A 19990-nucleotide genomic window follows, 5' to 3' on the forward strand; every position below is an offset into this window, starting at 1 on the left:
ATGACAAAGTGGCTGCTTATTATTTTTGCCATAGTGTTTGTACCAAATGTAAGTGCAGAAGGAATTGATGCCCTTACCATTACAACAAACGCTGATGGCACACAAGATTACTCAGTAACGTTACAAGTTTTAGCAATTATGACGGCGCTGAGTTTTATACCGGCCGCCATAATTATGATGACCTCTTTTACACGAATTATTGTTGTACTCGCCATTTTGCGCCAAGCAATTGGCTTACAGCAAACACCGTCAAACCAAGTGTTATTAGGTATGTCACTTTTTTTAAGTATTTTTATAATGGCGCCTATTTATCAGCAGGTAAACGAGCGAGCTATAGAGCCTTACTTAAATGAGCAGGTTACATCAGTAGAGGCTTTAGAGCTTGCTAAAGAGCCAATGAAAGCATTTATGCTTTCACAGGTGCGTTTAAAAGATTTAGAAACGTTTGCTAAAATTGCTGGTTACGATCAGTTAAATTCGCCACAAGATACGCCATTAATAGTGTTAATACCGGCCTTTGTAACCAGCGAACTGCAAACGGCATTTATAATTGGGTTTATGTTTTTTATCCCATTTTTAATTGTTGATTTAGTGGTCGCTTCGGTCTTAATGGCGATGGGTATGATGATGCTTTCTCCCATGATAGTGTCCTTACCGTTTAAAATTATGCTGTTTGTACTTGTTGATGGTTGGAGCTTAGTGATGGGGACTCTAGCTAAAAGCTTTGGTTTAGGGACTTAGTATGCAAAGCATTAACATGACCCAACGATAGGAGTACAACATGGAACCGGAAATTTTTGTTGATATTCTAAGTGACGCGCTGTTTTTAGTTATTAAATTGGTGTCTGCAATTGTAGTCCCAGGCCTAATTATTGGTTTAGTGGTTGCTGTATTTCAGGCGGCAACATCAATCAATGAACAAACGTTGAGCTTTTTACCTCGTTTATTAATTACCATTAGTGCGCTAATTGTAGGTGGGCACTGGCTTACTCAAGAACTGATGGATTTTTTTACTCGCCTAGTATTACTTATTCCTGAAATTGCAGGTTAAACGTGGAATACCCCTTTGCAGTTGTTATTCAATGGTTGAGCGATTTTTTGCTGCCCCTGGTACGCATTAGCTCAATGATTATGATTATGGCTGGTTTAGGTGCTAAAAACGTCCCTACGCGTATAAAAATGGGGTTATCAGTTGTTGTAACTTTTCTTGTCGTTCCTGTTCTGCCGCCCGCTACATTCACTAATTTATTTTCGTTTGAGATGATTTTAGTCGTTATTCAACAAATGCTGATTGGTGTTGCTATTGGTTTTGCATCTATACTTTTATTAAATACCTTTGTTTTAGCAGGGCAAATACTTGCGATGCAAACCGGTTTAGGTTTTGCTTCGGTTATTGACCCCTCTAATGGCGCAAGCGTCCCAGCGGTTGGCCAGTTTTTCCTTATTTTGGCCACCTTGTTATTTTTTGCTTTTAACGGTCATTTAATGATGATTCAAATGGTGGTGCATAGCTTTCAAGTGCTACCCATTGATGGCACATGGTGGTCTGTAGATCATTACTGGGACATAGTGACTTGGGGCGGCTGGATGTTTACTACAGCACTTGTGCTCTCACTTGCACCGCTTACCGCAATGCTCGTTATTAATATGTCGTTTGGGATTATGACACGTGCAGCGCCGCAATTAAATATTTTCTCTATTGGTTTTCCGTTTACCTTGGTAGCTGGACTTATTATTATTTGGGCAACACTAGGTAACTTTGTTACTCAGTTTGAGTTTCAATGGTTAAAAATGGTTGAGCTAATGTGTACTTTAGTTGGTTGCTCACCTTAGGAGAAAGTCATGTCTGAAGACTCAGGACAAGAAAAAACAGAAGAACCCACATCCAAAAAGCTTGAAGAATCTAAAAAGAAAGGCCAAATAGCACGCTCAAAAGAGTTAGGTACCATGTTTGTACTTATTTTTTCGGCTATATCGCTTTTGATGTATGGTCCTGAAATTGGTAAAGGTTTATACAATGTAATGGGCCGAACCCTTAGCTTAAACCGCAACGAAGCTTTTGATACCACTAAAATGTTTGCCGTGTGGGGAGAGGTTGCAGACGCGTTGATGTTTCCTATGGCTATGTTTGTGTTAATTATCGTTTTGGCTGCATTTATTGGTAATACGTTACTCGGTGGTTTTAACTTTAGCTGGGAAGCTGCTGCACCTAAAGCAAGTAAAATGTCGCCAATGAAGGGCTTTAAGCGGATGTTTGGCCCGCAAGCGGCTATTGAGCTTGTAAAGTCACTTTTAAAATTTGGTTTAGTAGCAAGTTTTGCAGTGTTTTTAATTAATACTTATTTTGATGAAATACTGCATTTAAGTTTAGAAAGTGCGCCGGGTAATATTATTCATGCCTTAGAGATTTTAGGGTGGATGTTTTTAGGCCTTTCGTGCACTTTAATTGTTATTGCCGCCATTGATGCACCATTTCAAAGTTACAACCATAACAAACAACTTAAAATGACAATGCAAGAAATTAAAGATGAGTATAAAAATTCTGAAGGTGACCCACAAATAAAAGCGCGCATTAGGCAAACACAAAGGCAAATGTCGCAAAACCGCATGATGCAAGATGTTCCTGACGCTGATGTTATTGTTACCAACCCAACTCACTACTCTGTAGCATTAAAATACGACACGGAGCGCGCAGGTGCGCCTATAGTTCTTGCTAAAGGCATTGATGAAATGGCGATGCAAATTCGAAAAGTAGCAATAGGGAATGAAGTACCTATATTAGAATCCCCCATGTTGACCCGAGCGCTTTATCATACGGCTGAAGTAGGAGAGCAAATACCCGATCAGCTATTTACCGCAGTAGCGCAAGTTTTAGCGTATGTATTTCAGCTTAAGCGCTTTAATAAAGGGCGCGGTAAACGTCCAACTAAGCTCAATAAAAAGCTGCCAATCCCCGATGCCTACAAGTATTAAACCGTTAACTGAGTAACTTGGAATAGTTATTGCAAATTCTACGTAGTGTCAATTTTTTGAAATTGTAGAATTATGAGTTTTAAAGCGGTATTACAACAACTTAACAGAGACAAAAAAGACTATGCCAAAGGGGTAGGTACACCTTTGCTTGTGCTTGCTGCCTTGGGAATGGTGATTTTACCACTACCGCCATTTTTACTCGATATCCTTTTCTCGTTTAATATTGCTCTCGCGTTAGTGGTTTTACTTGTAACTGTTTACACGATGAAGCCAGTTGAATTTGGTATTTTCCCCTCTGTATTACTAATCGCTACAATTATGCGATTAGCACTTAACGTTGCCAGTACTCGAGTTGTATTACTTGAAGGCCATAATGGTGGTGATTCTGCCGGTAAAGTAATTGAAGCGTTTGGCTCAGTTGTTATTGGTGGTAACTACGCTGTTGGTTTGGTTGTGTTTTTAATCCTGATCATTATTAACTTTGTAGTAATTACTAAAGGTGCTGGCCGTATTTCTGAGGTATCTGCGCGTTTCACCCTTGATGCAATGCCGGGTAAACAAATGGCAATTGACGCCGATTTGAACGCAGGCTTTATCAGCGCAGAACAAGCGCGTGACCGCCGCGAGGAAGTAACTCGCGAAGCTGATTTTTACGGCTCAATGGATGGTGCGAGTAAATTTGTAAAAGGTGATGCGATTGCAGGTATTGTTATACTGATCATCAATATTGTTGGTGGTTTATTTGTCGGTATGATCCAGCACAATTTGAGTTTTGGCAATGCAATGGAAGTATATACATTACTTACCATTGGCGATGGCTTAGTTGCTCAACTCCCTTCTTTACTGCTTTCAATTGGTACCGCGATTGTTGTAACACGCCAAAATGAGTCGCTCAATATGGGGGACCAATTTAAGAAACAATTAGGTAACGAAAAGTCACTCTTTATTGCATCTGGTATTTTGATCATCATGGGCTTAGTGCCTGGTATGCCGCATATTGCTTTTTTAAGTTTAGGTGCGTTACTGGGTTACTTAGCTTACTACACTCAGCAAAGTAAATTAAAAGCTGCTGCGGCAGAAGCTGAAGAGGCCGCTAATGGCGGAAGCGTTGCAACGGGTGTTGCTAATAAACAAGAACAAAAAGAACTAGGCTGGGATGACGTTCAGCAGGTTGATGTAATTGGCTTAGAAGTCGGTTATAGATTAATTCCGTTAGTGGACCAATCACAAGGTGGTGAGCTACTTAATCGTATTAAGGGGGTGCGTAAAAAGCTTTCTCAAGAGCTTGGTTTTTTAGTACCGCCGGTACATATACGCGACAATTTAGAGCTTGACCCTAACGCTTACAGAATAACATTAATGGGGGTTTCAACCGGTGAAAGCGAGCTTAAGCATGGCGACGAGCTAGCGATTAATCCAGGACAAGTATTTGGTCCAATTAAAGGGGTTGAAACAAAAGATCCTGCGTTTGGCCTTGATGCCGTATGGATCAAGCCTGATCAAAAAGATGAAGCACAATCACTAGGTTATACCGTTGTAGATTCAGCCACGGTAGTTGCCACTCATATTAGCCAGTTATTAACTAACAGTGCAGCGTTATTACTAGGGCATGAAGAAGTTCAAAACCTACTTGATATGCTTGCTAAAAGCCATCCTCGCTTAGTGGAAGGACTAGTACCTGATGTATTGCCATTAACTGCTATTGTAAAAGTACTACAAAATTTATTAAACGAAGGCGTGGCTATTCGCGATATGCGCTCAATTGTTCAAACCCTTGTTGAGTATGGCCCACGTAGTCAAGACCCTGATGTATTAACGGCTGCAGTGCGTATTTCACTGCGTAGATTAATTGTTCAAGATGCGGTGGGAATGTCATCAGAAATCCCTGTCATAACCTTGGCGCCTGAGTTGGAACAGATGTTGCATCAGTCATTACAAAATGCAGGCGATGAAGGTGCCGGTATTGAGCCAGGACTTGCAGAGCGACTTCAAGTGTCATTGACACAAGCGCATCAAAATCAAGAAATGGCCGGCGAACCTTCTATATTGCTAACGTCAGGAATGTTACGCACTGTGTTATCTCGTTTTGTTAAGTACACCATTCCAGGATTGAGAGTGATGTCTTATCAAGAGGTACCAGACGAAAGACAGATCAAAATTGTAAGCTCGGTAGGCCAACAATAAGATTTTAACAGGGGTTGAATCATGAAAATTAAACGTTTTTTTGCTAAAGATATGCGCACAGCACTTAAAGAAGTTAAAGATGAGTTAGGTGTTGATGCGGTTATTATGTCAAATAAAAAACTGGCTAACGGTGTAGAAATTGTAGCGGCAGTTGATTATGACAAAGCAGCCCCTAAAGTAGCAGCGCAACCGCAACGCCCTGCAGAGCCGCGTACACAGACGCCACAACAAAGCATGCATAATTTTGTAAAACCAGAGCCACAGCGTGCCAAGCCTGAGCCTCAAGCAAAAGTTGCTGACAGCCTACAAGCATTATTAGAGCGTCAATCACCGCGTCCTCGTTCTCCTGAGCTTGCATCAATGTTTTCACAATCGGGTATTGATACTACTGATAACTATCAAGAACCTAATATGGGGCAGCGTACTAAAAATATGTTTGCTCCTGAAGCTTCTGCGCCAGTTCGTCCACAAACTCAAGCGGATAGCTTAGGTTTTGATGATTTAGACCGCGACTTTGATGATTTAGATAGCCCAGTAACCACTCGCCAACAAGCACCTAATAATGAAAGCGAAGAAATGACAACAATGCGTGAAGAAATGAACGCAATTCGTCAATTACTTGAGCACCAAGTATCAGGCTTGATGCAACAAGATATGGCGCGTCGCGATCCAACACGCGCTTGTATGGTTGACCGTTTAGTCGGTATGGGTATCGATAAAGAAGTAGCACAGCAAATGGCATGTTTTGTACCTGATGATGTGTCTCGTAAGCAAGGTTGGAAAGCATTGTTAACTATGGTCGAAGATCAAATGCAAACAACCAATAATGAAATACTTCGCCAAGGTGGTGTATATGCGTTAGTGGGTCCAACAGGTGTGGGTAAAACAACGACTGTTGCTAAGCTTGCAGCTCTAGGCGCACAAAAATATGGTGCCGATAAAGTGGCGTTAATAACCACTGATACATACAGAATTGGTGCTTATGAACAACTTGCAACATATGGTCGTATTATTGGTTGTGGTGTTAAGCAAGTTAAAGATGCTAATGAATTAGCTGAAGTTTTATATCATTTACGAAATAAACGTCTAGTATTAATTGACACAGCAGGTATGAGCCAGCGAGATTTACGTTTAACTGAGCAATTAAACACGTTAATGCGTAACCAACGTGTAGATATTCGCAGCTACTTAGTACTTAGCGCGACAGCACAAATTAATGTATTGCAAGAAACTGTACGTCACTTTAAAAAAGTACAGTTAAGTGGCTGTATTTTCACTAAGTTAGACGAATCATTAAGTTTGGGTGAGATTATTAGTATTGCGATTCAAAATCGCCTTCCAATAGGGTATCTTACTAATGGTCAACGAGTACCAGAGGATATTCGTGTTGCAAATGCTGAGAAACTAGTTAAAAAGGCTGAGCAATTATATTTAAAAAGAACAAAAGAACAACATTCAAGGCACCAAGCAGTGGCGCCAAGCACAGTAGGGATGTATGATTAACACAGTATTAGATCAAGCAAGCGGCCTGCGCAAAATGAGTCAAAACAATAACAACGGCGTAAAAGTTATCGCTGTAACCGGTGGTAAAGGTGGAGTAGGGAAAACAAATGTTTCTCTAAATACAGCTATTGCGCTTGGGCAGCAAGGTAATCGAGTATTAGTGCTGGATGCTGACTTGGGTTTAGCAAACTGTGATGTGATGCTTGGTTTACGTGTAGAGCGTAACTTGTCACATGTCTTATCTGGTGAATGTGAGCTTGATGAAATTTTAGTTGAAGGCCCTGCAGGAATTAAAATTGTACCCGCTACATCGGGTTCGCAAAGTATGGTTGAATTATCACCATCTGAGCATGCTGGGCTAATTCGTGCGTTTAGCGAATTGAATACCGAATTTGATATTTTAATTGTAGATACAGCTGCTGGTATTTCAGACATGGTACTGAGCTTCTCGCGTGCAGCGCAAGATGTAATGGTTGTTGTATGCGATGAGCCGACATCAATAACCGACGCTTACGCACTTATTAAAGTATTAAGTCGTGAGCACGGCGTTTATAAATTTAAAATTGTTGCCAATATGGTGCGCAGTATGCGTGAAGGCACTGAATTGTTTGCAAAGCTATCTAAAGTTACCGACCGCTTTTTAGATGTATCAATGGAGCTAGTAGCAACGGTTCCTTATGATGAAAATATGCGCAAAGCAACACGTCGTCAAAAAGTAATAGTAGAGCTCTTTCCAAATTCGCCAGCCGCTCTTGCGTTTAAAACGCTGGCAACAAAAGCAGTTAAATGGCCAATACCCAACCAACCATCTGGGCATTTAGAGTTTTTCATTGAGAAACTAGTAAACGGTTAATTATGACAACACTGGTGAATAGAGCTATGGGATATCAATCAACACAAAATTTAAATGTGATTGTTGAGAAGCATGCATCACTTGTTAAAAAAGTGGCATGTCATCTAATTGCTCGATTACCACCTAGCGTTCAACTTGATGATTTAATTCAATCAGGAATGATAGGCTTAATAGAAGCTTCGAAAAACTTTGATGCAACAAAAGGCGCAAGCTTTGAAACTTTTGCAGGTATTCGTATTCGCGGTGCTATGCTTGATGAAATGCGCCGTGGTGATTGGGCTCCTCGTTCAGTTCACCGTAAAAACAGGCAAGTTGCAGAAGCAATTACTGAGCTCGAAAGTAGTCTGAACCGCGAACCAACGGACATAGAAGTTGCTGAAAAACTTGAAATTTCGCTCAATGAGTACCATCATATTTTAAATGATGCGAATACGAGTAAAATATTAGGCATTGAAGACCTTGGTGTAGATGAGGATGTTATTACTCCTGTAGGCCAAGATTTAGCACAAGATAAACCTTTTAATAATGTTAAAAATGATAGGTTTAATGAGTCTTTGCTAAGTGCAATTAAGTCATTACCAGAGCGTGATGCAATGGTGCTTTCTTTGTACTACAACGATGAAATGAATTTAAAAGAAATAGGACATATACTCGATGTAAGTGAATCGCGTGTAAGTCAGATACATGGTCAGGCGATGATTAAGCTTAAAGCTAAAATCAATGACTGGATAAATTAGTAGTAAGTAAACAAAGGTTAATACCTCACTGGGGGATGTTTTGGATAAAAACATGAAAATTCTTGTAGTTGATGATTTTTCAACGATGAGACGCATTATAAAAAACCTGTTACGTGACTTAGGTTTCACTAACGTTCAAGAAGCTGATGATGGGTCTACAGCTTTGCCTATGTTGCAAAATCAAGTGTTTGATTTTGTAGTTACGGATTGGAATATGCCTGGAATGCAGGGTATTGATCTTTTAAGAGCAATACGTGCGGACGAGAAGTTAAAACATATCCCTGTATTAATGGTAACGGCAGAAGCTAAAAAAGAACAAATAATAGCTGCGGCGCAAGCTGGCGTGAATGGTTATATTGTTAAGCCATTTACGGCTGGAACATTAAAAACTAAATTAGAAAAAGTATTTGAACGCTTAGGCTAATGATGGGGGAGAGGCTTATGCCAGCACCAGCTGCGCCTCAAATAACGTTAGAACAAGCTCGTCAGCTCGTTGTTTTTTTAGAAAATGATGAGCAAGACAAAGCAAATCAGTTGATTTTAGAGGCTGCTTCTAAAGAGCAATCTGAATTATTTGCTGAAGTTGGAAAGTTGACTCGTCAACTGCACGAAGCCCTTAAAAGTTTTGAGCTTGATACTCGCTTAACTGATATAACGACAGATGCGATTCCAGATGCTAAAAAGCGGCTTAATTATGTTATAGAAATGACAGAAAATGCGGCTAATAAAACAATGGATGCAGTGGAAGCGAGTCTTCCTATAGCCCAACAGTTAGCGGACGAAATATCTCATATCAAACCTACATGGGATCGTTTAATGAGCCGCGAGATTGAGCTTGGTGAGTTTAAGCAACTTTGCCATAGCATCGATAAGTTTATGAACAACTCTCATCATAAGACTGATGAGCTTCAAAGCTTAATGACAAATGTACTAATGGCTCAAGACTATCAAGACTTAACAGGTCAAGTTATTCGCCGTGTTATTGAACTTGTTAGGGAAGTAGAAGAAAGTTTACTGCATCTTTTAACTGCGTTTGCTGAACAAGACGACACTAACAGCACCGCGAATAAAGTAGAACAACAAAAAATAAAAGAACCAGTTGCCACACAAACTTTAGCAGGTCCTGAAGGCCCTATTATTGATAAAGAATCGCGTAATGATGTTGTATCTGATCAAGATGAAGTTGATGATCTTTTATCAAGTTTGGGCTTCTAAGAGGAGAGTAACTGCATGTTTGAAGTCGATGAAGATATTTTACAAGACTTTCTTGTAGAGGCTGGAGAAATCCTAGAGCTTTTATCTGAACAGTTAGTTGAGCTGGAAAATAATCCAGAAGATACCGAGTTACTAAACGCTATATTTAGAGGTTTTCACACTGTAAAAGGTGGTGCAGGCTTTTTAGCTATGACAGAACTTGTTGATGCTTGTCACGGTGCTGAAAACGTATTTGATTTACTACGTCAAGGCGTGCGAACAGTCAACTCAGAGTTAATGGATGTTATTTTACAAGCACTAGACACCATTAATGAGATGTTTGCGACTATCCAAAACAGAGACAAGCCTGAACCTGCAGATCCTGAATTACTTCATACTCTTCATATCTTAGGTCTACCTCCAACAGAAGCCAAAGCCACTGAAGCCTCTTCACAAACAGAGGTTGAACAACCTCATAATGAAGTGGTGGATACACCGGTAGCTGATGATGAAGATCCGTTTGCATTTGATGAACTATTTAGCGGAGCGCCTTCGATTAGCGATGCTGAAATAGATGAAATCACTGAAGACGAATTTGAAAGCTTACTTGATGAGCTACACGGTAAAGGACAAGGTCCTGCAGTTGAAAAACCAGTAGCAAGTAGTAGTGATTTTAGTGGTGATATTACTGATGATGAATTTGACAGCTTATTAGACGAGTTACATGGTGTTGGCAGTTTTGGTGAAGTTACGAGCAAACCTGAACAAAATGATGCCAATAAAACACCTGTAGAACCAGCTACACCAGCGGCAAATACAGTTAATTCATCAGATGATGAAATTAGTGATGACGAATTTGAAGCGCTTCTTGATGAACTTCATGGTAAAGGCACTGCTCCTAAATCGATAGAAAGTGCGCCAGCTGCAAAACAACCTGAACCTGTTTCACCGCCAGCTAAACAAGTGAGTGAACCAGTAAAAAAAGCTGCGCCAGCTAAAGCTCCTACTCCAAAACCAGTTGAAAAAGCGCCAGAGAAGCCAGCAGCTAAAGCACCACCAGCAGCAGCTCCAAAAAAATCAGCGCCACCAGCTGCAGAAACCACCGTTCGCGTAGATACAAAACGACTCGATCAGATTATGAATATGGTTGGTGAGTTAGTTCTTGTACGAAATCGTTTGGTTAGTTTAGCGACTAACTCAGACAGTGAAGCGATGGGTAAAGCAATCTCTAACTTAGATGTAGTGACTGCGGATATTCAAGGTGCGGTTATGCAAACGCGAATGCAACCAATTAAGAAAGTATTTGGTCGCTTCCCTCGCGTTGTACGCGACTTAGCACGTAGCTTAAATAAAGATATTGATTTAAAGCTTATTGGTGAAGAAACCGATCTAGATAAAAACTTAGTTGAAGCACTTGCCGATCCGCTTGTGCATTTAGTTAGAAACTCAGTTGACCATGGTATTGAAATGCCCGCTGTCCGTGAAGCTGCAGGTAAGTCTAGAACAGGTAATGTTACTTTATCAGCGTCTCAAGAGGGCGACCATATTTTGCTAACCATCAAAGATGATGGTGCAGGTATGGATGCTGAAAAACTGAAAAAAATTGCAATTAGTAAAGGCGTACTCGATCATGACCAGGCGAGTCGACTTTCTGACACCGAAGCATATAACCTGATTTTTGCACCTGGCTTTTCTACAAAAGAAGAAATATCTGATATTTCAGGCCGTGGTGTAGGGATGGACGTAGTTAAAACTAAGATCACGCAACTTAATGGCTCAGTAAGCATTCAGTCTGAACTTGGTGTCGGTACTATTTTAGAAATAAAAGTACCACTTACCTTGGCTATATTACCGACATTAATGGTCATTGTTGGCGCACAAACATTTGCGTTACCACTGGCTGGTGTTAGTGAGATATTCAATTTGGATTTAACGAAGACGAATGTAGTTGATGGGCAATTAACAATTATTGTGCGTAAAAAGGCGATACCGTTATTTTACCTTGAGCATTGGTTAGTAAAAGGCTCAGATCGTTCTCAGCGAAAATCTAAAGGTCACGTCGTTATTGTACAAATTGGTACGCAACAAATTGGTTTTGTTGTTGATTCATTAATTGGCCAAGAAGAAGTAGTGATTAAGCCGCTTGATGCGTTACTTCAAGGAACGCCAGGTATGGCAGGCGCTACAATAACTTCGGATGGCGGCATTGCACTGATTTTAGACGTTCCAAACATGTTAAAACATTACGCAGGCTAATAATAAAGTAGGTATATATTTAATATATACCTACGCATAAATTTAATAAGAGAGCTAAATGGCCGTTAAAGTTTTAGTTGTTGATGATTCAAGCTTTTTTCGCCGTAGAGTAAGCGAAATCCTTGAGCAAGATAGCGATATACAAGTTATAGGCTTTGCTGTTAATGGCAGAGAGGCTGTTGAGAAAGCAGCTCAATTGCGTCCTGACATGATCACCATGGATGTCGAAATGCCTGTGCTTGATGGTATTAGCGCAGTTAAAGAGATAATGGCGAGTAACCCAACTCCTATCTTAATGTTTTCATCACTTACACGTGATGGTGCAACAGCAACGTTTGATGCGTTAGATGCTGGCGCAATGGATTTTTTACCGAAAAAATTTGAAGATATTGCGCGCAATAATGAAGATGCAATTAAGCTTTTGCAAAGTAAAGTAAAAGATATAGGGCGAAGACGTTTACCGCGAACATTTAGAGCGGCAACACCAGCTAAACCAGTCATTTCAACTAAACCAACAAGTTCACTTTCGCAAAGAGCAAGCACGTCAACAACTCAAATCAAGCAGCCTGATAGAAGCTTTCAAAGAGCTGCGCCTGCTGCATCGACAAGTTCAAATGTTGCCTCAATGCGAGCAAGTGGAAAACAATATCAACTTTTAGCTATTGGTACTTCTACAGGTGGTCCTGTTGCTCTGCAAACTATATTGACTCAATTGCCTGCTAATTTTCCTCACCCTATTTTACTGATTCAGCACATGCCCGCTGCATTTACACCTGCGTTTGCAGCGCGCTTAAACGGTTTGTGCCAAATAAAAGTGAAAGAAGCACAACAAGGCGATCGCTTACAACCAGGAACTGCTTATTTAGCGCCTGGCGGGCAGCAGATGATGGTAGAGGGGCGTGGAGCAAATAGAACGCTGCGCGTATTTGAAGATCATAGCGAGAGAATAAGTTATAAACCAAGCGTAGATGTAACGTTTGCTAGTGCAGCTAAAACGTACCAAGGTGATGTACTTGCTATTGTTTTAACAGGTATGGGCGCTGATGGTCGTGATGGTGCAAGAATGTTAAAACAAACGGGGGCAACTATTTGGGCACAGGATGAGAAAAGCTGTGTCGTTTATGGAATGCCCCAAGCAATTGCTAATGCGGGGCTTTCAAGTGAAAGCTTAGCATTGAGCGATGTTGCAGCGCGTATAATGAGAGAGGTAGGTTGTGGATAAACTCTCAATATTTGGACTATTGGTAGCACTTAGTGCAATAGGTCTAGGTTATTCTTTAGAAGGCGGTGTTGTTTCAGCTTTATTTAATGGCCCTGCGCTTATTATTGTACTAGGTGGCACGCTTGGCGCTGTTATGTTGCAAACCTCTGCTAGCACATTCAAAAAGATGCTAAATATGAGCTCGTGGGTTTTTTTTGCACCACAATACGATATTGAAGACGCAATAGAGCAAGTTAAACGATGGTCTCATAAAGCACGTCAAGAAGGTTACTTAGCGCTTGAGAATGAAGCCTTAGCTCACCCAGATGCGTATGCAGCAAAAGGTTTAAGCTTACTTGTCGATGGCTGCTCAGAGCAAAAACTACGTGACACGCTTGAAATTGATTTACTGCTAGAGCGCGATCGTTTGCTTGAAGCCGCGCGTGTTTATGAAGCAATGGGGGGTTACAGCCCTACCATTGGTATTTTAGGTGCGGTGCTTGGCTTAATACAGGCAATGTCGTTTATTACCGATCCACAAATGCTTGGCGCCGGCGTTGCAACGGCATTTATTGCGACCATTTATGGTGTTGGTTTAGCTAATTTATTGTTTTTACCTATGGCAAATAAGTTAAAACAGCGTGTAGAGCAAAAAATGCTTTACCATGAAATGCTTGCTGAAGGCGTTATTGCAATAAGCATAGGTGAAAGCCCAGTAAATATAGAATTAAAGCTTGAAGCCTATCGTGTAGAGCGCCCTAATTTAGTGGACGAATAACATGTTACGCCGACGACTTCGTCACTCTGCTGCTAAAAGTCAACATACCGAACGTTGGCTTGTATCGTATGCCGATTACATGACTATTATGTTTGCTTTTTTTGTGGTTCTGTATGCGATAGCGATTAATAAAGAAGAACAATTCCAAATATTGTCAGATTCCCTTGAACAGGTTTTTGATAAGTCAGCTCGCCAATACTCCCAGCAAGGTGAAGGTGTCAACGGTAATGGAATATTGACAGATAGAGTGACACCTGAACAAGAAGTTCTTTATGGCGAAAGTATATTAAAAGAAGAGCAAGGTCCTGAGCTACTCGACGGCCAAAGTGATACAAGCAACATCCAGCAAAAGTATTTAGGCAAACCTCTTGATAGTTTATTAATTAAATTACAGTCAGCGCTTATTGATGAAATCCGTGATGGAGAAGCCAGTTTAGAGCTTAACCAAGATTGGCTGATTATAGAGCTAAGCTCAGGTATGTTATTTTCAAGTGGTAGTTCAGTTGCACACTCTCGAGCAAAACAGGTCGTCAAGATTGTTAAAGATATTATTGCACCAGTAGATAACTATGTAAGAGTACGAGGTTATACTGATGATGAAAGTATTCGCAATGAAATATTTCGCTCAAATTGGGAACTGTCGGTAGCTAGAGCCACGTCAATTTTAGTAGAGCTGGAAGCATTAGGCATTAATTCAGCTAGAATGGCGATAGAAGGTTATGGCCAATATTCACCTTTTGCAAGTAACGATACAGAACAAGGGCGCGCAGAAAATCGTAAAGTTGTTATCGCACTTTCTAAGTATGGATTACCGCCAAAACAAGAGGTTAAAAGTGACGGGCAAGCTGATGAGCCTGCAGTGATTGAACCTGAAATTGAACTTCCTTCAGATGACGATACAATAAAAATAATTCGTTTGCCTCATGGTGGTATTCGCATAACAACGCGCAATGAACAGTAATTAGGATGTAATGTGAAGATTTGGACTGTCGCTAATCAAAAAGGAGGGGTTGGTAAAACAACAACCGCAGTGAGCCTTGCCGGTATTTTGGCATTACAAGGTAAACGTGTGTTGCTTATAGATACAGACCCTCATGCGTCACTCACTTATTACTTTGGCATTGACTCAGAGGATTTAGAAGTCAGTGTGTACGATATTTTTGCCCGTGGTACAAGTATGCAAAGTGAAGAGATACTCCAAGCTTTGTGTCCATCAACACTTCAAAACCTGGATATTTTACCTGCGACTATGGCAATAGCTACACTTGATCGAAGTATGGGTAATAAAACAGGGATGGGGTTAATACTAAAAAAAGCGCTTGCAAAAATTAGCGAACATTACGATTATGCCATTTTAGATTGCCCTCCAGTTTTAGGGGTGTTAATGGTCAATGCGCTTGCAGCAAGTGAGCGAATTTTAGTGCCAGTGCAAACGGAGTTTTTAGCACTCAAAGGGCTTGATAGAATGATGCGTACTATGGATTTGATGCAATCCTCTCAAGCAAAAGATTATCAATATACTATAATTCCTACCATGTACGACAAACGTACCAAAGCATCGTTAGAAGCATACAAAACATTGCAAAGTACATATGGTGATAAAGTTTGGCCAGGTGTGATACCGGTGGATACCAAATTTAGAGATGCAAGCTTTGCACAAAAAGTACCTGTAGAGTATTGTCCTCGCTCGCGCGGTGTATACGCATATAAAGCACTGCTAGAATATTTAATTGAACAAGGTTAATGAATGAGTAAGCAATTGTTTGCTAATGAAAAAGTAATGAAACAATACCTCGGGGCTTTGTTATGTGAAGATGAGCCTGTAGATAACCTTGAGCCAGTTGCAAAATTACTTGAGCAAATCCCAGATGATTCACAACAGCATATTCATTCAAAACCTAAAGAACAATTAAAAGCAGCAGAGAGTACATTTGATAATGACTTGCTCAATGTTGAAATTGAGCCAATAGCTGAGCCAGCGTTTGAAACTGAAAAAGTTAATGAAGTGGTTGACGAGGAAGTAATAGCACCTGCAATTACTACTATAGAAAAGCCAGAGCTGGAGATTGTAACTACTAGCCAATCAGACTATTTTGATGGTGAATTTCAGGCATTGTTTTTTGAAGTTGCTGGCTTGACCTTGGCTGTGCCATTAAAAGCACTTGGTGGAATACATCAATTAGGTGAAGTAAATCATTTGTTTGGTAAGCCGAAATGGTTTAAAGGCGTTATGCTCAACAGAGAAGAAAAGCTTAATGTTGTTGATACTGCGCGTTGGGTTATGCCAGAAAAATATGATGATAAATTAGAGGCATCTTTAGATTATCAATATTTGATTACACTAGGTGATAGCCAGTGGGGTTTATTAGCTGAAAAGTTGATAAATAACATTACATTGAGTAAAGAAGATGTAAAATGGCGTACAAATAAAAGCAAGCGCCCATGGCTTGCTGGCGTTATAAAAGAAAAAATGTGTGCTTTGATAGACGTAGATAATTTAAATATATTATTAGAGAAAGGCTTAGATAGCCGTCAGTAGTAATGACCATTACGGGGTAATAGCATGAATCAAGATAAATTACTGTCAGCAAATAAAAACGCAGATAATAACGATGAAATTTTACAGTGGGTTACGTTTAAGCTAGAGGAAGAAACCTACGGCGTAAATGTAATGCAAGTACAAGAAATACTTCGTTATACAGAGATAGCTCCTGTACCAGGTGCACCTTCATATGTGATTGGTATTATTAACTTACGCGGCAACGTTGTTACCGTTATTGATACTCGCGCACGTTTTGGTTTGCTAGCTGCTGATGCAACTGACAACTCTCGCATCTTAATTATTGAAGCAGAAGAGCAAGTTATTGGTATTTTAGCCGACAGCGTATCGGAAGTGGTTTACTTGCGCAGCTCTGAAATCGACAGTGCGCCAAATGTTGGTACTGAAGAAAGCGCTAAGTTTATTCAAGGTGTTTGTAACCGCGATAATGAATTACTGATTTTGGTTGATTTAAATAAGTTACTCAGTGATGACGAATGGGATGAGTTAAGCGATATATAAGCTTTACCAAATAAATTATGGTGTTACTTAGTATAGCTATATCAGCGTTAGCGGTAGGACTTATATCGCTGGCGTTAATTATTGCATTAAAAAATAAACACGCGAATGAAATTAATGCTGTATCGCAGCAGCTTAAAGATAGCTCTGAGCAGACTCATATTTTGCGCAGTGAAATTTCGGAGATTAGAACCGGGCTCTTAAGTATTGGTAAGCGAGTGCTTGAAGTCGAACAACAAAACCAAGATTTAATGCAACAGCAAGCGGCGCAAAAATACGATGACCCTGATGCTAAAATTTACTCCCGTGCAGTAAAAATGGTTGAGTTAGGTGCAGACCTTGATGAAGTAATACGCGAGTGCGAACTACCACGAGCAGAAGCCGAATTACTATTTTCATTACATAAACAAAAAGGTGCTTAGCGCCTTTTTTTATGTGCGGATAAATTGGCTCAAGCCTTAATATTTAATTTACCTTGAAAATCCTGCCAACCTGGCGGAAATTGACCTCTTAATACATACGAAAACGCAATAAGCTCTGCAATAACATAATAAAGTTCTTTAGGAATTTCTTCTCCTAACTCTAAATGCGACAACGTTTTAGCAAGTGCTGCATCTTCGTGGATCATAATTCCTTTTAGTTTAGCCGCTGCTATTATTTCATCAGCTAATTCACCAAACCCCTTAACACTTACAGTGGGTGTGTTACCAGCTTCGTACAAAAGCCCAATGGCTGACTTATTAATCGGTGTTCCACTCATAGCTAAACCTTAATATTAATAATTGCGTGAGATTTATAGAATGCCTGATTGTTGGCATCGCCTCGCCTTAAATTGAGCTCGCCAACTTGTAAGCCATGTTTAGCTAGTTTTGATCTTAAATTATCTAAGTGAGGGTGAGCAATTGCACTTACTTCTTGGCTCGAGGCTAATAGCTGGCAATCGAGTGCTTTATCCATTAACTCTGCAGTAATTTGTAGCTGCCCAAGTTGGGCATAATCAAAGTTTAATCTGACAAACCATACATTTTTATCTTCTAATTTACCGGCGCTTGGCTTTTTATACTGTCCAAGTGTTATTTCTGTTTGGGCTGCTTCTGGAGGTAATCTCATCGGTAATAAAAATTGTGCAAGCGGGTTTGTGTCTGGCTGTTGATTTGGTGTTGAGACACTTACTTGGGTAAGTGTGTTTTTAACGTGTACGATTTCGCTGGCCAAAGCTTGTACTTGAGCTTGTTGAAGCTGTTCAAGCATTTTTGCTCCCGTGTTACCCATTTTAAAAGTAGGTATAAGTACTTGTAAGAGAGCATCTAAGCCAGTTTGATTATTAAAACTGATAGGCGTTACTGATTGGCTAATTATAGGGGCTGCTAAAATACTCACAGCCACCTGTTCAAGCCCTTTAGTGAAACTACTTTGCAGCATATCACCCGCTAGTTGAGTGGGCTGTAAAGTTGCAAGTATCTCACGCTGTATGGTTGCAGGGTTTATGTTATTACTTGAAACCATACGGTTAAATGCTTGATTAATTAAGCGAGTTAAATCAGGGGTGTCTTTTGTTGCCTTATTTGTAATATCAGTAATTTGACTGCTTAAAAGTTGTTTATTGTAAGCCAGCCTATCTGTAGGGGTTGTGGCATCAGGAAGCTTTAATAATGTACTTAATAGTTTTGCTTCTATTGGTTGTAGCATTTGACTACGAGAGGGCGCATTAGATAACGGCTCAGTTAACAAGGTAATGCTTTTAGTGTTCACTGTGCTTGTGTTGTTTTGATTGTTATCGTTTATTGCAAGCTGTGCTGAGGAGGTGGTAAGTCCCTTAGTGGCTACTTCATTGGTAGGGTTAAGCAAAGTGTTCGATTTACTGCTTTCACTAGTAATAAGGGGTTTTGGTTGGCTTGCTTTTAAATCACTTGGCATAGCGCTCGCCACTTCACCTGGAGTAGAATTATTTGTTATTGGCGTGTACGTTGCTGCTGTGTTTGTAGGTGTTTGCCAAACACTAACACTTCCTTTTACTAGTTGCGTTAATTGTACAATAGGCGGGAGCCTTGAAAAATGCTCTGGCAAAATATTGCTCGTATTGTTATTTAACGCAGTACTTACACTTTGAGTAATGTTAACTCTATTTAGCGGTGATTCACTCAGTTGTATAGCTAAAGACGTTTTTTGTTGCGTGGGCGAAGTTGATAGCTGCGTTAACTCAGATTTACTTATTGCAGCAAAAGGCTTATTTTCAAAATATTTAACCGCATCATTAATTCGCGTTTTTAAATCACTAAAACTATTTTGTAGCCACGATTTTATTGGGCTATTTAGGGTCAATAATGGATTTACTTTAATATTACTCGCAGAAACGGCTACTTCAGGTGCATTGCTTTTTTGCGCCAAAAGTAACTCGTTAAATGGTTTTGAGAATGAGTTGTTAAGCGTTACTTTTATATTGTTTGTATCGGTTTTAATAAATAATTTATCTGCCTGGTTTACTAAATTTACTTTAATAGGTGTATTAGGTAGTTCGGCAAGTTGTTGATTGGTAATAGGTGTTGTAAACGAACCTGACTTTTGAGGATGAGTTAAAATAGCCAGTTTTGGTGTTGCTTGAAGCTGTGCACTGGGTAATAAGGCCGCGAGCAAATTAGTAAGTTTAGTTTGGCTAAGTGGTTGCGAGTGAACCGTATCAGCAAAGCGGTTAATAATATTAATCTGCGCGCCTTTATTAGTCGTACTAACAACTACTTTTAAAGGCTGTTCTGTTGTAAGTAACTGGGCTACGTCTTTATTTATGGCAATACTTGCGTTGAGTTTATCAATAACTAACTTGGGAGACGGGGATACAGCAACTTGTACATCCATTGGTTGGCTTTGTACCTCAGTGCCCGTGCTTACATAATTTAACAAGCGCTGCAATTGTACCGGCTGATTTAAAGTAAGGGTTGTACTGTTTGGCGATATGTTGAGCTGCTTACCATCAGGGCTGATTTGTATGTTAGCACTGACTATTTTTTGCAGGTTTTGTGGTGCGCTTGTAGTGCCAAGCCTTAATGTTTGCCAATGCTTATCAATAAATACATCAAGCGTAATCGAGTCTTTCGAAAATTGGATGTTTTTAGCCGCAAGTACCTCACTAGGTAACTGTGGTAACTCATTGGTCTGGCTGTGAGCAGATTGATTGATAACCAATGAGTTAGATAATGTTATTTGCGTTGGTGTATTCATTATTTTAAATCAAGTTTTTGTTAATCGATTATAAAGC

The 19990-nt window shown here is 40.0% G+C and carries 20 protein-coding genes; 18 read left to right on the forward strand and 2 right to left on the reverse strand.

Translation table 11 applies throughout. From position 1 onward, the window contains the following. The 18 genes from fliP to H5115_RS09420 all read left to right on the forward strand — a co-directional run bounded on the left by fliP (nucleotide 1) and on the right by H5115_RS09420 (nucleotide 17159). Nucleotides 1–741: a flagellar type III secretion system pore protein FliP gene (gene fliP / locus H5115_RS09335; RefSeq protein ID WP_182672308.1), complete on the forward strand. Its 741-nt coding sequence runs from the start codon at nucleotides 1–3 to the stop codon at nucleotides 739–741. 40 nt (nucleotides 742–781) lie between these two features. Next, on the forward strand, nucleotides 782–1051 hold the full coding sequence (gene fliQ / locus H5115_RS09340; RefSeq protein ID WP_002959325.1) for a flagellar biosynthesis protein FliQ: 270 nt from the start codon (nucleotides 782–784) through the stop codon (nucleotides 1049–1051). A gap of 2 nt (nucleotides 1052–1053) precedes the next feature. After that, nucleotides 1054–1833, forward strand: a complete 780-nt coding sequence (gene fliR / locus H5115_RS09345) for a flagellar biosynthetic protein FliR (protein ID WP_024596364.1) — start codon at nucleotides 1054–1056, stop codon at nucleotides 1831–1833. A 9-nt stretch (nucleotides 1834–1842) separates the two neighbouring features. Continuing rightward, entirely contained in the window at nucleotides 1843–2973 is a 1131-nt protein-coding gene (gene flhB / locus H5115_RS09350; RefSeq protein ID WP_024596365.1) for a flagellar biosynthesis protein FlhB, read from the forward strand. 72 nt (nucleotides 2974–3045) lie between these two features. Further along, a complete protein-coding gene (gene flhA, locus H5115_RS09355; RefSeq protein WP_039484610.1) occupies nucleotides 3046–5157 on the forward strand; it encodes a flagellar biosynthesis protein FlhA in 2112 nt (703 codons plus the stop codon). Nucleotides 5158–5178: 21 nt separating this feature from the next. Further along, entirely contained in the window at nucleotides 5179–6660 is a 1482-nt protein-coding gene (gene flhF, locus H5115_RS09360) for a flagellar biosynthesis protein FlhF (RefSeq protein ID WP_182754929.1), read from the forward strand. Continuing rightward, a complete protein-coding gene (locus H5115_RS09365) occupies nucleotides 6653–7513 on the forward strand; it encodes a MinD/ParA family protein (RefSeq protein ID WP_002959312.1) in 861 nt (286 codons plus the stop codon). The genes flhF and H5115_RS09365 overlap by 8 nt, the downstream gene beginning before the upstream one ends. Nucleotides 7514–7539: 26 nt before the next feature. After that, complete coding sequence (locus H5115_RS09370; RefSeq protein WP_002959310.1) at nucleotides 7540–8250, forward strand: RNA polymerase sigma factor FliA; 711 nt, start codon at nucleotides 7540–7542, stop codon at nucleotides 8248–8250. A 40-nt stretch (nucleotides 8251–8290) separates the two neighbouring features. Continuing rightward, on the forward strand, nucleotides 8291–8674 hold the full coding sequence (gene cheY, locus H5115_RS09375; RefSeq protein WP_004588308.1) for a chemotaxis response regulator CheY: 384 nt from the start codon (nucleotides 8291–8293) through the stop codon (nucleotides 8672–8674). Between the two features lie 17 nt (nucleotides 8675–8691). Further along, nucleotides 8692–9465 (forward strand): protein phosphatase CheZ, encoded by a 774-nt coding sequence (locus tag H5115_RS09380; protein ID WP_149602298.1) that lies wholly within the window; start codon nucleotides 8692–8694, stop codon nucleotides 9463–9465. Nucleotides 9466–9480: 15 nt separating this feature from the next. Further along, complete coding sequence (locus H5115_RS09385; RefSeq protein WP_182754931.1) at nucleotides 9481–11700, forward strand: chemotaxis protein CheA; 2220 nt, start codon at nucleotides 9481–9483, stop codon at nucleotides 11698–11700. Between the two features lie 58 nt (nucleotides 11701–11758). Continuing rightward, nucleotides 11759–12922, forward strand: coding sequence for a chemotaxis response regulator protein-glutamate methylesterase (locus tag H5115_RS09390; RefSeq protein ID WP_182672311.1), 1164 nt, complete (start codon nucleotides 11759–11761; stop codon nucleotides 12920–12922). Continuing rightward, nucleotides 12915–13679, forward strand: a complete 765-nt coding sequence (locus H5115_RS09395; RefSeq protein WP_182675093.1) for a flagellar motor protein — start codon at nucleotides 12915–12917, stop codon at nucleotides 13677–13679. Before H5115_RS09390 ends, H5115_RS09395 begins: the two co-directional genes overlap by 8 nt. Nucleotide 13680: 1 nt before the next feature. Beyond that, complete coding sequence (locus H5115_RS09400) at nucleotides 13681–14640, forward strand: flagellar motor protein MotB (protein WP_024595392.1); 960 nt, start codon at nucleotides 13681–13683, stop codon at nucleotides 14638–14640. Nucleotides 14641–14652: 12 nt separating this feature from the next. After that, nucleotides 14653–15423, forward strand: coding sequence for a ParA family protein (locus tag H5115_RS09405; RefSeq protein ID WP_002959298.1), 771 nt, complete (start codon nucleotides 14653–14655; stop codon nucleotides 15421–15423). A 3-nt stretch (nucleotides 15424–15426) separates the two neighbouring features. After that, a complete protein-coding gene (locus H5115_RS09410; protein WP_024595393.1) occupies nucleotides 15427–16218 on the forward strand; it encodes a chemotaxis protein CheW in 792 nt (263 codons plus the stop codon). 24 nt (nucleotides 16219–16242) lie between these two features. Further along, entirely contained in the window at nucleotides 16243–16740 is a 498-nt protein-coding gene (locus H5115_RS09415) for a chemotaxis protein CheW (protein WP_002959294.1), read from the forward strand. Between the two features lie 17 nt (nucleotides 16741–16757). Then, nucleotides 16758–17159, forward strand: coding sequence for a DUF2802 domain-containing protein (locus tag H5115_RS09420; protein ID WP_024595394.1), 402 nt, complete (start codon nucleotides 16758–16760; stop codon nucleotides 17157–17159). A gap of 29 nt (nucleotides 17160–17188) precedes the next feature. Here H5115_RS09420 and H5115_RS09425 read toward each other — a convergent pair whose 3' ends face one another. Then, the gene (locus tag H5115_RS09425; protein ID WP_182754933.1) at nucleotides 17189–17497 is read right to left on the reverse strand and encodes an EscU/YscU/HrcU family type III secretion system export apparatus switch protein; all 309 of its coding nucleotides are present in this window, start codon (nucleotides 17495–17497) and stop codon (nucleotides 17189–17191) included. A 2-nt stretch (nucleotides 17498–17499) separates the two neighbouring features. Then, nucleotides 17500–19953 carry a flagellar hook-length control protein FliK gene (locus H5115_RS09430; RefSeq protein ID WP_182754935.1) on the reverse strand — a complete coding sequence of 818 codons (2454 nt, stop codon included), beginning with the start codon at nucleotides 19951–19953 and terminating at the stop codon, nucleotides 17500–17502. Nucleotides 19954–19990 lie beyond the last annotated feature (37 nt).

The organism is Pseudoalteromonas sp. SR44-2, from assembly GCF_014163745.1.
Classification (GTDB): domain Bacteria; phylum Pseudomonadota; class Gammaproteobacteria; order Enterobacterales; family Alteromonadaceae; genus Pseudoalteromonas; species Pseudoalteromonas distincta.